Here is a 15,061-nt window from a genome sequence, read left to right as displayed (position 1 = left end):
TTGTGCAAGGCCGGCGGCCGTAAAGGTACGCTCTACTCCATGAGCCCAGCCCCCGTCATCATCGCCATTGACGGACGCTCCGGCGCTGGGAAGACGACCCTCGCCGTCGAACTGGCCGCCAGGCTGCGCGCGCACCACAGGGTGTCGCTGTTCCACCTTGAGGACATATACCCCGGCTGGAATGGGCTGGCGGCGGGCATCGAGAGGTATGTCTCCACGGTGCTCGCTCCCCTGAGCCGCGGGGAGGCAGCCTCCTGGGTCTGCTGGGACTGGGAGAAGCATTACGACGGCGAATCCCGGGTGACGCTTCCGGCCGAGATCGTCCTTGTGGAGGGCGTCGGGGCCGCCGCTGCAGAGGCCCGGCCGCTGCTGAACGCGGTGATCTGGGCCGAAGCGCCGGATGACGTGCGCCGGACCCGGGCCCTGGACCGGGACGGCGAAACCTACGAGCCGTTCTGGGACCAGTGGGCAGCGCAGGAAGAGGCATGGCTCGTCGCCGACAACGTCCCATGCATTGCCGATATCCGCGTCCGGAACCCCGCGGACGGGTCAGCACCAGCGGACGTGCTGCAAGTCCTCCCCTACCTTCCGGCGCTGGCCCCGGCCCTGGCACCGGAACTGTCAGCACGGCGGGGGCTGCGCCTCCGCGCGGAACGGCTTGACATCCGCCCGGATGCACCAGGACTTTTCCGTTCCCTCTACGGCCGCTCGGCCAACGCCGTCTGGCTTGACTCCTCCAACGCGGGGGCCCTGCCGGAGCAGGACGGAGGGGAAGCGGCGGCTGCGCAGCGCAGCCGGTTCAGCATCATGGCGGACGACGGCGGCACCTTCGGCCAATCTGTAACGCACCGTTCGGGCCAGAGCCTGATGAGCGCGGGCTGCGCCACCGCCACCGTGCAGGGCGCCTTTTTCCGTTGGCTGGACACCGTGTGGGGCCTCCCCGCCGTTGAGAGCCCCGAAGGGTACCCCGGCGGGTTTACGCTCGGCTGGCTCGGCTGCCTGGGGTACGAACTCAAGCGCGAGACCGGCGGCACCGACGTTCCCTCCCCCACTCCCGACGCCGCGCTCATCTTCGCCGGCAGGGCCGTGGTCCTGGACCATGCGGAAGGAACCGCCTGGCTCCTGGCACTGGCCGCTCCCGACGCGGACGACTGGCTGGACCTGGCGCGGGCCGCCGTGGAAAACGCAGGGCCGGCCGCCCAGGCCGGCGGCAGCACCGGCGTCGTGCTCCCGGCAGCGCCGGAATTCCGCAGCCGGGACACCCGCGCTGAATACCTGGCGAAAATCTCTGCAGCACAGCACCAGATCGCGGAGGGGAACTCCTACGAGGTCTGCCTGACCACCGCACTTTCAGCGGACATTCCGGCGGATGCCCTGGATCCGTGGACCACCTACCTGGCGCTGCGCCGCAGGAATCCCGCCCCCTTTGCCAGTTACCTGCGCTTTGGCAGCCTCACGGTGGCCAGCACCTCACCTGAGCGGTTCCTGAAAATCGCGGCCGACGGCGGCATGCGGGCAGAGCCTATTAAGGGAACCCGCCGCCGGGGTGCAGACGCCGCCGAGGACGCCAAACTTCGAACCGACCTTGCCACGGCGCTGAAGGACCGTGCCGAAAACATCATGATCGTGGACCTGCTGCGCAACGACCTCAGCCATTTTGCCGTCCCCGGCTCGGTGACCGTCAGCAGGCTCTGCGCCATCGAAAGCTACGCCACGGTGCACCAGATGGTGAGCACCATCGATGCGCAGCTGAAGCCCGGTTCACCCCGGGCCGAAGCCGTGGCCGCCTGCTTCCCCGCCGGCTCCATGACCGGCGCCCCCAAAATCAGCACCATGGCCATCCTGGACAGGCTGGAAGGCGGACCCCGCGGGGTCTACTCGGGAGCCATCGGTTACTTTTCGTTGAACGGTGCCACGGACCTCGCCGTCGCCATCCGGACCCTGGTGACCAGCACCCGCGGCGACGGAACGGCGGAACTGACGCTCGGCGTCGGCGGTGCCATCACCGCGGACTCGGATCCGGAGGACGAATACGAGGAAATCCGCACCAAGGCGTTCGGCGTCCTCTCAACGCTCGGTGCGGACTTCCCCCACACCTGACACTTGGAGTTTTTGTCTAGATATGCAGGCTTCGCCACCGGCAAACCCTGCATAAGTGGACGAAAACTCCGGGGGTTTTACTGGACCGTTGCCGTCAGCCTCGCCACGTTGTCCACGTAGCGGGCCGCCAGGGGCCGGTTGATCCAGTCCGTCAGCTTGAGCTCGTGGGAGATGTCCCGGTAAGTGTCCTCCACGGCGCGCATCTTGGTGACGATGTCTTCGCCCAGCAGCATGACGGAGACCTCCATGTTCAGGGAGAAGGAGCGCATGTCCATGTTGCTGGAGCCGAGGACCGCCACCTCGTCGTCGATGGTGAAGTGCTTGGCGTGGAGCACAAACGGGGCCTTGTAGAGGTAGATCCGGACGCCGGCCTCCAGCAGGGCCTCATAGTAGGACCGCTGGGCGTGGTGCACCAGGAACTGGTCGCCCTTCTCGGACACGAACAGCTCCACCTCCACCCCGCGCTGGGCGGCTGTGGTGATGGCATAGAGAAGGGAGTCGTCCGGAACAAAGTAGGGGCTGCAGATGGAAATCCGGTGCTGGGCCGAGTAGATCAGGGTGTTGAACAGCCGCAGGTTGTTCTCGGTGATGAACCCGGGGCCGCTGGGAACCACCTGGGCGGTGACGTTCCCCGGTTCCGGATTGGCCGGAAGCTGCAGCTGGTGCTCCAGCGATTCATCGGTTTCGCTGAGCCAGTCGGTGGCAAAAACAACGTTCAGCGTGGTGACGATGGGCCCGCGGAGGCAGGCCATCAGCTCCACCCATTCGCGGCCTGCCTTGCGGTGCCGGGGGTTGTTGTAGGAGGGCTCGATCAGGTTCTGTGAACCCGTGAAGGCGATTTCGCCGTCGATCACCATGATCTTGCGGTGGTTGCGCAGGTCCGGCCGGCGCCACTGGCCGTGGATGGGCAGCAGCGGCAGCATCCGCTTCCATTGGATCTTGCCGGCGCGCAGCCGCTTCAGCAGTTTCCGGTAGCCCTGCACCCGGAGCGTGCCGATGTGGTCGAACAGCACGCGCACTTCCACGCCGCGCTCGGCTGCTTCCTCCATGGCCGTGAGGAGGTCGTCGGTGATGTGGTCCGTGCTCATGATGTAGAACTCGGCGTTGACGAACTTCTTCGCCTTGCGGACCGCGTTTGTCATCTCCAGCAGGGAGTCCGGGTAGCCGGGGATCAGGTCCACGGAGTTGCCGTCCACCATGGGCAGGGACCCCAGCCTGCGGTTCAGTTCCCCGGCGGACTTGACCCATTCGGGTCCCGGGTAGTCGCTTTCGACGTCGGCAAGCGACGAGATCCCGGCCCGCACCCGTTCGTTGACCTGCTGCTGCTGCTCCCGACGGCGGCTGGAGAGCTTGAAGTTGCCGAACAGGAGGAACAGGATGATGCCCACGAACGGAACGAAGAAGATGCCCAGCAGCCAGGCCATGGCCGTAGTGGGCCGCCTGTTGCCGGGAATGATGCCCACAGCCAGCACCCTGATCACCAGGTCGGCGATGCCCAGCACCACAACCACCCACCCTGGAGCGGTGCCGGCAAGCGAAAATGGCCACAACACGTGAGATGAACCCCCGGAAAATGAGCTCCCGGCGGACGGTTTCCAGCCAGGGCACTTCGCCCAGCTTATCGGTGGGACGCCGCACTAAGCTGGAGCCATGACCTCTCCAGCGCCCGTGGTTCTCGTTTTCCTCGACCCCACTTACCCTGACGGCCGGCTGGCCGACGCTTCCCAGCCGCAGCTGATGGTGACAGACCAGGGGGCCACCCGGGGTGACGGTGTCTTCGAGACCATGCTGGCCGTGGGCGGAAACGTCCGGAAAATCCAGGCCCACCTGGACCGTCTTGCCGGCTCCGCAGACGCGCTTGACCTCGCCATCCCCGGCCCGGACGAGTGGCGCCGCGCCATTGCCACCGCACTGTCCGAGCACCGGGTCCAGAACCCTCCCGCCGCCGGGGCCGGGGACGAACTGGTGGTGAAGCTTGTGGTGACCCGCGGTGTGGAGGGCGCGGCTGCCCCCACCTGCTGGGTGCAGGTCTCGCCCGTGGGCGCAGGCGCCCGGCGCCAGCGCGAAACCGGGATCGACGTCATCCTCCTTGACCGCGGCTATGACAGCGACGCCGCCGAGCGCGCACCGTGGCTGCTGCTCGGCGCCAAGACACTCTCCTACGCCGTCAACATGGCTGCCCTGCGGCACGGCCACAAACAGGGCGCGGACGACGTCATCTTCATTTCCACGGACGGCCGGGTCCTGGAGGGTCCCACCTCCACTGTGCTGCTGGCCCACGTGGAAAAGACCGACGACGGCACATCCGTGAAGCGGCTGATCACGCCCCAGCTGGACAGCGGGATCCTGCCCGGAACGTCGCAAGGGGCGCTGTTCACCGCCGCCAAGGCAGCAGGATGGGAACTGGGCTACGGCCCGCTGGAGCCGCAGGACCTGCTGGACGCCGATGCTGTGTGGTTGATCTCCAGTGTCCGGCTGCTGGCCCCGGTCAACCACATCGACGGTAAGCAGGTGGGCACGCCGTCAGTCCAGAAGGAACTCACCGCGGAACTGAACGAACTGTTTGCTGGCATCCAGTAGCCCGGCCTGCGATTCGGGCCGTTGCACTCTAGGTTCCGCAGGGACAGTGGCCGTAAGGTGTGGTTCATGGACTCGCAGACGCAGCCGGATGGCACCCTGACCTTTGACGAATGCTGGGACCTCCTGGCTAATGACACTGTCGGCCGCCTTGCCGTGGTGGTGGACGGCCACCCGGAGATCTTCCCGATCAACTACGTGGTGCACCGCCGAAGCATCGCGTTCCGGACGGCCGGCGTCACCAAACTCTGGAGCGCACTCTCCGAACGGCCTGCGGCCCTGGAAATCGACGGCTACGATCCCCACACCGAAGAGGCGTGGAGCGTGGTGCTGCGCGGGGATACCCAGCTCATCGAGGACCAGGCGGATAAGGATGCCGTGGACAGCCTGGGACTTGAACCGTGGCAGCCGGGCGAGAAGGCGAACTACATCCGGCTGTCGGCCCGGGCGCTGACTGGCCGCCGCTTCAAGGTGAACCGCCCGGACGTCTGGGCCACGCGCGCTCAGGACAGGCGCCGAGCTTCCTTCGAATAATTTCATCCCTGGCCCTGCGTCCGCAGGGAGCTTTCGACGACGTCTTGGCGGCTGGGGACGACGGCTAGCCCGTGGGGTTTCCCAGGCGGAGTGAGAGCTGCGCCTCGAGCCCGGACAGCAGGATGGTGACGCCCTGGTCCAGCTCGGCCGCGCCGTCGTACTCCGCCAGGGCGGGGGCCAGCGCCCGAAGCCGCGGGAACTCCTTGGCTGGCAACCGGTGCAGGCCAAGCCGCAGCAGGGCTTCGTTCTCCTCCGGGTCCACCACGAATTCCTGCAGTTCGTTGAGGATATGGCCGTAGAGGAAGCCGTAGTAGGCGCGGTAGACGTGGAGGGCATCGGCCGGGCTGAATCCTGCCCCGATCAGCAGGGAGAGGATCTGCTCAAGGGGACGCAGGGTGCCCAGCGGCCGCAGCCCCAGCGGGGTGGAAAGCGGCCTGGTCACGAGCAGTGGCACCACATTGGGGTGCTGCAGGGCCAGGCGGCGAAGATCGTGTGCGATCTGGCGCAGCTGGGCTTTCCAGTCGGGATCCCGGGGGTGGATGGTGAGTTCATTGAGCACCAGTTCGGTGACCCCGTCCAGCAGCGCCGCGCGGTTCTCCGCATAGCGGTAGAGGCTCATGGGGTCCCGGCCCAGTTCCTGGCCGAGGCGGCGCATCGTCAGCGCGTCCAGGCCGTCCGCATCAACCACTTCGAGCGCTTTCGTCAGCACGAGCTCCCGGCTCAGACGCTGCTTTTGGATCGGCCCGGTGATGGTTGCGGGGACTTTCGCGGAGGCCATGGTTTCCGTCCTGGATGGCGGCAAGCCCCTCAATATGGAGGGAAATTTCCTGCGCTTGCCTGATTGGTTGTCTACGGCTAAAGTCTACAGTGTAGATGCGGCAGTGACACCGCCCGGAACCAATAATTCGGTAGTCAGCAAATTCGTAGTGCCGCTGATCCAGCAGCCCACCTGTTTTGCGGCTTCATCCACACTCCATTGCCCTGTGCACGGCATTGAGGTTCGCTGCTGTAGCCGAACGGCAGTACCACCGCACTTAGCGAAGGGAAGCCGTCATGGCACATTCGCAGTTCGACCTCTTTCTCAAAGAAGCCACCTACCTCGACCAGGCCTCGGAATCCACGCTGGACCGTGACCGCCTGTACGGCCTGTACACCAGCTGGTGCTTTATCAACCAGCAGAAACCGGGACCTGAATCGGACTTCTGGGCAGCCATGAGCCACCGCAGGATTGCCTCCGGCCACAACGGGCTGCGCATGAAGGGCCCCGCTGCCGCCGATTACATCCTGGCGAGCTACCCCGGCCTCGTATAACAAGCCGCAGCAGACGGACAACGGCGTGGACCACGTGCTTTCGGGCACGGGGTCCACGCCATTCCTGCTTCTGCAGAGCTCCGCACCCCTGAGTCCCGCTAAGGCTCCTCGGAAGGGCCGTTCAGGCTCAGGTAGGGACGATCTTGAAGAGGAACCGCGTCCGCACCATCACCCAGAGGAGCCCCAGCACCACCGCGTAGGCCAGGGTGTTGATCAGGATGTTCCCCTGCTGCAGGGCAGGGATGTTGGCAACGACGGCTATGAGCACCACATGCATGATGAACACATAGAGGGTGGCGCGGCCCAGGGGGACCAGGAACCAGCCCAGGGCGCGCTGCACGGGTTTCCAGTACGCGGTGAGGAAGGCATAGGCCGCCACCACCAGGACCAGGACGTTCAGCAGCCGGCCCGGGGCAAGGTACGTGCGCCCGAAGAACAGGTCATACATGGTCCGGTACGCGGTATCCGGGATGATCGCCAGGCGGACGTCAAACCCGTTGGCCAGGTACGGATTGCCCCAGGACAGGAAGGCAAACGCGAAAGCCAGCGCGGTGCAGGCCGCCACCATCAAGGTATGCGCTGAAAGCCAGGCCACGATTCTCCGCCGGTGGAACCCGGCCGCCAGGCCAATGACGAACAGCACCTGCCACACCAGCAGGGGGAATGAATCCTCGAACTGCGACGGCAGGATCCGGAAGCGTGTCACCGTACCCACCGCGTACACAGCCACCGATGCCGCCAGCACCCACAGAGCTTTGCCGCGGTTCAGGGCGGCGAGGATCACCGGGCTGGCCAGCAGCAGCACCACGTACAAGCCCATCACGTTGAACTGCCACGGCCCGAACTGGAGCAGCAGGATGGCGGGAAGCACCTCTGGCGGCACGGGGAACTGGAACAGCGTTTCCATGCCCGCGTAGAGATCGTAGGTGCGGCCGGCGCCTTCGTGCCCTGCGCCGCCGGTGCCCTGGTCCACGAAGGTTGTGAGCGCATCTGTCCGGAAAACCGGCAGCAGCGACAGGAGGAAAACGCCCACCAGCACCACGAGCGCCGTGACGTAGAGCTTGCCTGCCCGGCGCGAGGTAAGGTCTACCACCGTCCCAAAATCATCTTTCGCCCTGGGCCCGTAGACCATGCCCACCACCAGGCCGGAGAACAGAACGAACAGCTCGGCGCCCGAAACAAAGCCCACCGCCTCCTGGGTCAGGAGCTGGAAGAGCGACACCATGCCCAGGTGGTTCACCACCACGAACACGATGGCCAGGCCGCGGAGCAGGTCCACGCGGGAGTCCCTGCTGGACGGGTCGCTGTAGCCCCACGCCGTGACTGCACTGACTTTGGCGGGGACTTGCCACAGCGCCACCAGGAGGAGGATGAGCGCCGCCCCCACGCTCCAGGCGGCCGCACCGGACAGTGTGTTGGACCTGACGAACGATGGACCTGCGGTGACCTCGGTAACCGGGCCCGTCACCACCGGGGATCCCTCAAGCCGGGTGCGGGCAGCGTCCGCAATTCCGGCGTTTCCGGTGAGGCGCCAGTCGATGCTGGCCACCCCCGTGTCCCGTGTACTGGTGCGTTCGTCCCAGACCACTGCGCCCGTCATTCCAAAGCCGGCTGACCCCGCAACGACCAGGACCTGGTCCCACCAGCTGTTCTTGATTTCCGATTCCGCAGCACCTCCGGCGGACGGGCTGTAAAAGGCCGAAGTCTGCAGCATCAGGGGCTTGTCCCGCCCCGAAGCATATGTCCCGTAGAAGTTTTCCCCGCCGGAGGCCGTCAGCATCTCCTGCAGCTCACCGGCGCGGGGAACGGTGTTAACTGCGGAGCCCCCTGCAGTGTCATCGTGGTAGGCCGTCAGGCCCACCCAGTCCACGGCGTCGTCCCCCGGGTAGTAGGGTTCGTAGGCTTTATCCAAGCCGTTCCAAACGCCGTCGCCATTGGTGTCCAGCAGGGAGAACCCTTCGCTTCCGGGCCCGGGCGCATTCCGGTTCCGGTCAAACGGATAGTCCTTGCCCAGGTACGGCTCCCACACCATGGCATAACCCCCGCCGGTCCCGGCATCCCGGAATGCCGCTGCCACCGCCTGGAACGACTGCCGGTAGGCGGCCGGCTGCTGGCCCCACTCCACCCAGCTGGCATTCATGTCCGGCGCAAAGCGGATGAGCAGCTGGCCCTTGAAATCCCCCTGCAACCGGCGCACTTCCCCGGCAAAGGCTGCAGCGGCGTCAGGGGTGACCTGGTCGAACGGCACAACAGGCCTTACCGTGAGCATCGCGTGGGCGCCCTGTCCGGCGGATTGCTCCAGGAAGCCCCGGATGTCGCTCTCTTCCGAGGCGCGGAACGGGAAGGCGATGTCGTGTCCGAAGATCGCGGGGGATGCCCCGAGCCGCTCGGAGAAACCCCCAGCGGTGTCCTCTCCCCATTCGAGGACTGCGCCCAGCAGCGGCTTGCCTTCCTCCGGGAGGTTTCGGGCCGCCTGCGCTGGCCCGGCGGACACCACCACAGCCAGGACGGCCATCAGCACGGCGGTGAGGACGGCAGCCATCCAATGAAGGGGCCGCGGGCGGCCGCTCGGGGCGGGACGTGCGGGAGCGGCGGCGGATGGCGTGCTGATGAAGACCCCCAGGGACTTATTCCTCAAGTGACAGGGCGGCGCCCATGGACAAACTTTATCCGGGCTGGCTCTGGTGGCAGGCACCTGGCACGTGCACGCCCAAGGTGGCGCCGCCGTCGTACGTTAAACCGAGGTGGCCGACGCACCTTTGGTGCCGCGCCTCCGCGCAGCATCCTTCAGTTACGCAACATGACGACGACGGCGGTGCGGCGCCGCGCGGCAAGTGTTACGTTTTTGGGGAGTAATGAGTACCGGCGCCAAGCCCTGACTGGCCGGTCGGCAACCCTCCTTCCACGGCGGGGTGCCTCAGGTGAATACTCGGCATATCGACCATTCGAGCTGCAAGCGTGAGAGAAGGAGATCCGTCGTGTCTGACGCACCTGCCCCTGAAGAAAAACTGTCCTACCGCCTCATCAGCGGCCCGGACAACCGTGAATTCTGCGAGCGGATCTCAAACGCCCTGGCAGAAGGCTATGTGCTGCACGGCAGCCCGGCGGCAACCTTCAACGGCACCAGCGTGATTGTGGCACAGGCCGTGGTCTTGCCGGCAGCCATCGCCTCCGCGGACGCGGCAGTGGCGGATGCCGTGGATGACCTCGAGTCCGCAGGCGACGACCTTGAGTTCGACGGCGAGGGCCACGCATGAGCTACGCAGGAGACCTGACGCCGCAGGAGGCCTGGGACAAGCTGGCACAAGGCGCCATCCTGGTGGATGTGCGCACCGAGGGGGAATGGGCCCACATCGGAATCCCGGACACCAAGGCAACAGAGAACGATCCGCTGTTCATCCAGTGGACCTTCCCCGGGGGCATTCCAAACCCTGATTTCATCAACGACCTCAACCAGCAGGCGCCCGAAGACCGCGCAACTGAACTGGTGTTCCTGTGCCGCTCCGGCCAGCGGTCCATCGCGGCGGCCATAGCGGCCACCCAGGCCGGCTTCACCTCCTACAACGTGCTGGAGGGCTTTGAAGGCGACCCCGACCGCTTCGGCGAACGCACCGTCAACGGCTGGAAAAACCGCGGCCTGCCAACAAACCTGGGAAAGATCTAAGTGACCTTCAACGAAGACGCCGCCGGCTGGAGCCCCGACACCCAGGCCGTGCGCGGCGGCCTGGACCGGACCAACTTCCAGGAAACCAGCGAAGCCATTTTCCTGAACTCAGGGTTCGTGTACGAATCTGCCGCTGCCGCCGAGCGCGCCTTCACGGGCGAGGACGAGCGCTTTGTGTATTCCCGCTACGGCAACCCCTCCGTTGCCACGTTCCAGGAGCGGCTCCGCCTCCTCGAGGGAACCGAGGCGTGCTTTGCGACGGCGTCCGGCATGTCCGCCGTGTTCACCGCCCTGGGTGCCCTGCTCGGTGCCGGGGACCGCGTGGTGGCCGCCCGTTCGCTGTTCGGGTCCTGCTTCGTGATCCTGAACGAGATCCTGCCGCGGTGGGGCGTGGAGACGGTCTTCGTTGACGGACCGGACCTGGATCAGTGGCGCGAGGCCCTGTCCCAGCCCACCACCGCTGTCTTCTTCGAATCGCCGTCCAACCCCATGCAGGAGATTGTGGACATCGCCGCGGTCAGCGAACTGGCGCACGCGGCCGGGGCGACCGTCGTCGTCGACAACGTTTTTGCCACTCCCCTGCTGCAGCGCTGCGGGCAGTTTGGCGCAGACGTTATTGTCTACTCCGGCACCAAGCACATCGACGGCCAGGGCAGGGTGCTCGGCGGGGCAATCCTGGGCACCAAGGAGTTCATCGAAGGCCCCGTGAAGCAGCTGATGCGGCACACCGGCCCGGCATTGTCCGCCTTCAATGCGTGGGTCCTCACCAAGGGCCTGGAGACCATGGCGCTGCGCGTCAACCATTCCTCGGCCACCGCGCTGCGGCTCGCGGAGTGGCTGGAGGAACAGCCGGCTGTCAGCTGGGTGAAGTACCCGCTGCTGAAATCCCACCCGCAGTATGAGCTGGCGGCAAAGCAGATGAGCGCCGGCGGCACGGTCCTCACCCTGGAGCTTGCTCCTTCCGGGGGCCGCTCGGGGAAGGAAGCCGCCTTCGCGCTGCTGGACGGCCTGCGGATCATCGACATCTCCAACAACCTCGGCGACGCCAAATCCCTTATCACCCACCCGGCCACCACCACGCACCGCGCCATGGGGCCGGAGGGGCGGGCCGCCATTGGACTGAGCGACGGCGTTGTGCGGCTTTCCGTTGGCCTGGAGGATGTGGACGACCTCATCGGCGACCTGGAGCAGGCGCTCAAGCAGATCTAGGGTGCCTGGCGCTGGGCCTCAGGCGCCTTGAACGGACAGGTGGACTTCCACCGCATCCCCTTCGCTGATCCGTGCTTTGGTTCTGATAGCCTTCTTGACCGGCAGGAGGTACGTCCCTGTTTTGGTGTCCGGGAAGAGCGAAGTCTGCCAGGTCTGGCCGGCAATTTCCGCACTCACCTGGACTGAGCCAAACGCCTTGCTGCGCCCTGCGTTTTGTGCGCGGACATCGTCCGCGACGTCCGGCGGCAGGGTGAGGAAATGCCAGCCGGCCTCGCCCGGGTACAGCCAGAGTTCCGCTTTGAACGAGTACGACGACGTCACGCGCCGAGTATGGCACGCCTGCGGTGGTGCCGCCAGGGCTGTGGATATCCAGCAGGCCACTAGTTATCCACAGCCCCTGCCGCATGGTCCTTTTTGTCAGACCCCGGCAGGATGATGTCTGTATGGAAACGGACCCGGCGGTTGACCAGGCGGAGGCAGCCGTTGTGGCTGCCGTCGCTGCGTTAGCTGCTGTACTGGATGGCAGGGACGCTGCGGTTGGCGCTGCTGAAGGGAACGCTGCCGACGCCGGCCCCGGTGTTGTTTCCGGCCCGGCTGGAGGGCAGGATCCCGCTGATGGGCCTGCCGCAGAAACGGGCCCAAGTCCTGCTGCTGGTTTGGATGATCCGTTGCAGCGGGTTGCTGACCGGGCGCTGTGGGTTCTGGCGGGAGTGGCACGGTCGGAGGCGAGGCTGGCGGCGTTGAAGGCGCAGGCGGTTCAGGTGCTCGCTGCCGCCACGAGCCTGCTGGACGGTCCGCCGTCCTCACCGCATGAGGCACGGCGCAGGAGCGGAGCCTGGTGGCGGAGGTGGGGTGTGCTCTGGTGATCGGTGACCGTGCCGCCGGTGCCCTGTTGGCTGAGTCCCATGCCCTGACCACGTCGCTGCCCCGGACCCACGCCGCGTTGGGGTCCGGGACGATTTCCTGGGCTCATGCCCGGGAAATGGTGAACCAGACAGTCGGTCTTGACCGGGCCGGGGCAGCGGCCCTGGAGGCCCACTTCCTGGACCCGGACACACCGAGGCCCGCCGGAGCGGCCATGATCGGGGAGATGGCCGCCTACCGGTTCAAGGCCAAGGCCAGGACCTGGCGCGAACGCCACCACCCCGAATCGATCGAGAAGCGCCACGCCAGGGGCGTAGCCGACCGGCGGCTCGAGTACCGGCCGGACCAGGACGGCATGGCCTGGCTTTCGGCCTACCTCCCCGCGCACCAGGCCATGGCGGGCTGGAACCGGCTCAACGCCCTCGCCCGGGCCGCACAGGGACCCGACGAGCCCCGCACCCTCACCCAGACCCGGGCCGACGAGTTCGCCGAAGCGATCCTCACCAGCGGCAGCAGCCGCGGCACCGGTCGCGGTAATGGAGACACTTCCAGCCTCCATGCAGGCAACAGCGACTGGGTGAGTACAGGCAACGGCGACGGGTTGGGTACCAGCGACGGGGCGGGTGCAGGGATGGGTCCCGCCGAGCTGTCGTCGGCGGTCCGGGCGCAGGTGCTCGTCACGGTCCCGATAGTCGCCCTGATGGGAGTGACCGATGAGCCGGCCATGCTCGACGGCTTCGGGCCGATCCCGCCGTCCATGGCACGGGACCTGGTCGCGAACGGTGCCGATTCCTTCCACCGCGTCCTCGTCGATCCGCGGGACGGGGCGCCGCTGGAGATCGGGCGGACCAGCTACCGGGTCACCAAAGCGATGCGGAACTGGCTAAGGATGAGGGACGGCAAATGCCCCTTCCCCGGCTGCAACAACCCGTCACTGGACAACGAGGCAGACCACCTCCTGGCCTGGCAGCACGGCGGAACCACCGGCATCAGCAACCTCGGACAACCCTGCCCGAAACACCACAAACTTCGACACAGCAGCGGGTGGATACCAACACCGGCCACCAAGGACGCACCCCCTGGCTGGACCTCACCCACCGGGCGGCACTACAAGAGCGAACACCAGGACTGGGAACCACCCCATTGGCCAGACTGGGTTACTAAAACGTGGAGTACGGCAACGAAATCGGAAGGACAACCGAGTTTGTCTGCGCTCGGAGGCCCGACCCTCCAGGGCTTTGTTGAGCGCTTTGGGATGCCCCAGGATCTGGACCTGCCCGATGACTTCGATCCGCCAGACGTGGACGTGCCGGAAGACCCCGGACCCACTGAGGATGAACTCCCCAAGGACCCGTTCCCGGGGTGGCACCTATGGCTGGAAGCGTCCCTTGCTGTCCTATAGGAGAGCAAGATCGCTGGACACCAAGGACTGCCCAGCGCCACCGAACACCATAATTGACGAGCTGCCCGAAGCGTATGACTTGGCGTAAGCGCAGGATCCTCGTATACCCAGGATTGCCTATGACTGCCGGACGCGCAGCAGGTCCGGGGCCGCTTCCACTTCCGAGAGGTCCAGGGCACCCCGCATGGTGATATTCACTGCGTGGTTTACTACGGCGCCCAGGCCGAGGTCCTCGGGCGGAGAGCCTGCCATAGCCTTGTCCCGGACCCGGCGTTGCTCAGCTGCCCCGGTGCCACGGGCGATGATGTCCTCCACACCCTGGCGAACGATCGAAAGCTCTCCCTGTTCGTCCAGGACTGGCGCGAGGTAGTCCACCAGCGAACGCACCACATCCGTGGCCCGGGCCGGCCGGAACGTGCCAAAATCCAAAAGCTCCCCGCTGAGCCCGCTGCTGCTTGCCTGCCATGCAGCCATGCGCAACAGCACAGTGGGCACCGGCGCAGGGTCCACACCGTCCCGCCACTCCCGGCTGGCTGACTCCACCAGTGCACGGACCAGGAGTGCGATGAGCGCAGCGTCCTCGGCCCGAAGGCAGACATCGGCAACGCGCACTTCCACAGTGGGGTGGTTCCGGGAAAGCCTGGCGTCGAAGTACAGCATCCCCTCGTCCAGCATCACCCCGCTGTCCAGCAACCTCGTGACAACCCGCCGGTACGCGGGGTAGGTGCCGTAGATGCCGGCGGGTCCGGACGTGGGCCAGCGGTTCCAGGCCTGCGTCCGGTAACTCTCGAAGCCCGTCGGCATACCGTTCCAAAACGGGGAGTTCGCGCTCAATGCGGTCAGCACGGCAAGCTTGTCCCGGATCCGGTCCAGGACCGCCACGCCCTCCTCCGGCGATTCGATATACGTGTGCACATGGAAGCCACACGTGAGCTGCTCCTGCGCCGTGAGGCCGAAGCGCTCCAGCATCAGGGCATACCGGGGGTCCGGCGTCGTATGGCTGGTGGAGGCCAAGGGCGAGGTGGCAAGCGCCGCCACCCGGGCACCGTTCTTTTGGGCAGCCCGGTCAGCAAGCGTCCGGCCGGCACGGATCTGGTCCAGCAGGACGCCGTACTCCAGGCAGGGCCGTGTCTGGGTCTCGATCTGCTCAAGCTTAAGCTCGGCACTCAAGCCCATCTCGTCGTCGTCGTAAACGGTCTTGTCTTCGGTTTCCAGCGCACGGGCATCCGGTGCATCATCGGCGGCCATCCTGTGCCCGGACAGCAGGGCATCGGCCAGTGCAAGCGGCTCCCCTGTTGCCGGGTCAACAATCAGGAGCTCTTCCTCGACGCCGAATGTACGCATACTGTCATTCTGCGGCAGGCAGGAAGATTTTGGAGAGACTCCGGCTTTCATGACGA

At 66.1% G+C, this 15,061-nt stretch carries 12 protein-coding genes, 1 pseudogene and 1 riboswitch; of the genes and pseudogenes, 8 read left to right on the top strand and 5 right to left on the bottom strand.

What is annotated here, in order from left to right; genetic code table 11:
* Window positions 1-39 precede the first annotated feature (39 nt).
* Entirely contained in the window at window positions 40-2,100 is a 2,061-nt protein-coding gene (pabB, locus tag WHH00_RS00425) for an aminodeoxychorismate synthase component I (protein ID WP_406635549.1), read from the top strand.
* 77 nt (window positions 2,101-2,177) lie between these two features.
* Here pabB and cls read toward each other — a convergent pair whose 3' ends face one another.
* Window positions 2,178-3,650 (bottom strand): cardiolipin synthase, encoded by a 1,473-nt coding sequence (cls, locus tag WHH00_RS00420; RefSeq protein WP_406638446.1) that lies wholly within the window; start codon window positions 3,648-3,650, stop codon window positions 2,178-2,180.
* 100 nt (window positions 3,651-3,750) lie between these two features.
* Here cls and WHH00_RS00415 point away from each other — a divergent pair, with 100 nt between their 5' ends.
* On the top strand, window positions 3,751-4,680 hold the full coding sequence (locus WHH00_RS00415; RefSeq protein WP_406635547.1) for an aminodeoxychorismate lyase: 930 nt from the start codon (window positions 3,751-3,753) through the stop codon (window positions 4,678-4,680).
* A 66-nt stretch (window positions 4,681-4,746) separates the two neighbouring features.
* The gene (locus tag WHH00_RS00410; protein WP_406635545.1) at window positions 4,747-5,211 is read left to right on the top strand and encodes a pyridoxamine 5'-phosphate oxidase family protein; all 465 of its coding nucleotides are present in this window, start codon (window positions 4,747-4,749) and stop codon (window positions 5,209-5,211) included.
* 64 nt (window positions 5,212-5,275) lie between these two features.
* On the opposite strand, the gene WHH00_RS00405 is transcribed toward WHH00_RS00410, so the two are convergent.
* Window positions 5,276-5,989: a TetR/AcrR family transcriptional regulator C-terminal domain-containing protein gene (locus tag WHH00_RS00405; protein ID WP_406635543.1), complete on the bottom strand. Its 714-nt coding sequence runs from the start codon at window positions 5,987-5,989 to the stop codon at window positions 5,276-5,278.
* A gap of 275 nt (window positions 5,990-6,264) precedes the next feature.
* On the opposite strand from WHH00_RS00405, the gene WHH00_RS00400 reads away from it, so the two are divergent.
* Window positions 6,265-6,522 (top strand): hypothetical protein, encoded by a 258-nt coding sequence (locus tag WHH00_RS00400; protein WP_231455181.1) that lies wholly within the window; start codon window positions 6,265-6,267, stop codon window positions 6,520-6,522.
* 127 nt (window positions 6,523-6,649) lie between these two features.
* On the opposite strand, the gene opgC is transcribed toward WHH00_RS00400, so the two are convergent.
* Window positions 6,650-9,064 carry an OpgC domain-containing protein gene (opgC, locus tag WHH00_RS00395; protein WP_406635541.1) on the bottom strand — a complete coding sequence of 805 codons (2,415 nt, stop codon included), beginning with the start codon at window positions 9,062-9,064 and terminating at the stop codon, window positions 6,650-6,652.
* A 309-nt stretch (window positions 9,065-9,373) separates the two neighbouring features.
* A riboswitch (SAM riboswitch) is annotated at window positions 9,374-9,487 on the top strand.
* A gap of 13 nt (window positions 9,488-9,500) precedes the next feature.
* On the opposite strand from opgC, the gene WHH00_RS00390 reads away from it, so the two are divergent.
* Genes WHH00_RS00390 through WHH00_RS00380 form a run of 3 tightly spaced genes read left to right on the top strand, consistent with a single transcriptional unit; the run spans window position 9,501 to window position 11,395 of the window.
* On the top strand, window positions 9,501-9,779 hold the full coding sequence (locus WHH00_RS00390; protein ID WP_188812037.1) for a DUF1737 domain-containing protein: 279 nt from the start codon (window positions 9,501-9,503) through the stop codon (window positions 9,777-9,779).
* Entirely contained in the window at window positions 9,776-10,186 is a 411-nt protein-coding gene (locus WHH00_RS00385) for a rhodanese-like domain-containing protein (RefSeq protein WP_400515960.1), read from the top strand. The genes WHH00_RS00390 and WHH00_RS00385 overlap by 4 nt, the downstream gene beginning before the upstream one ends.
* Window positions 10,187-11,395: an O-succinylhomoserine sulfhydrylase gene (locus tag WHH00_RS00380; protein ID WP_406635539.1), complete on the top strand. Its 1,209-nt coding sequence runs from the start codon at window positions 10,187-10,189 to the stop codon at window positions 11,393-11,395.
* 18 nt (window positions 11,396-11,413) lie between these two features.
* Here WHH00_RS00380 and WHH00_RS00375 read toward each other — a convergent pair whose 3' ends face one another.
* Window positions 11,414-11,716, bottom strand: a complete 303-nt coding sequence (locus WHH00_RS00375) for a DUF1905 domain-containing protein (RefSeq protein ID WP_406635537.1) — start codon at window positions 11,714-11,716, stop codon at window positions 11,414-11,416.
* 122 nt (window positions 11,717-11,838) lie between these two features.
* On the opposite strand from WHH00_RS00375, the pseudogene WHH00_RS00370 reads away from it, so the two are divergent.
* A pseudogene (locus WHH00_RS00370) lies at window positions 11,839-13,661 on the top strand (DUF222 domain-containing protein).
* Window positions 13,662-13,778: 117 nt separating this feature from the next.
* Here the strand turns inward: WHH00_RS00370 and WHH00_RS00365 are convergent.
* Window positions 13,779-15,005, bottom strand: coding sequence for a glutamate--cysteine ligase (locus WHH00_RS00365; RefSeq protein WP_406635535.1), 1,227 nt, complete (start codon window positions 15,003-15,005; stop codon window positions 13,779-13,781).
* Window positions 15,006-15,061 lie beyond the last annotated feature (56 nt).

This window comes from Pseudarthrobacter quantipunctorum (assembly GCF_045291495.1).
GTDB classification, from domain to species: domain Bacteria; phylum Actinomycetota; class Actinomycetes; order Actinomycetales; family Micrococcaceae; genus Arthrobacter; species Arthrobacter quantipunctorum.
This window is presented reverse-complemented; position numbering and strand designations above follow the sequence as displayed.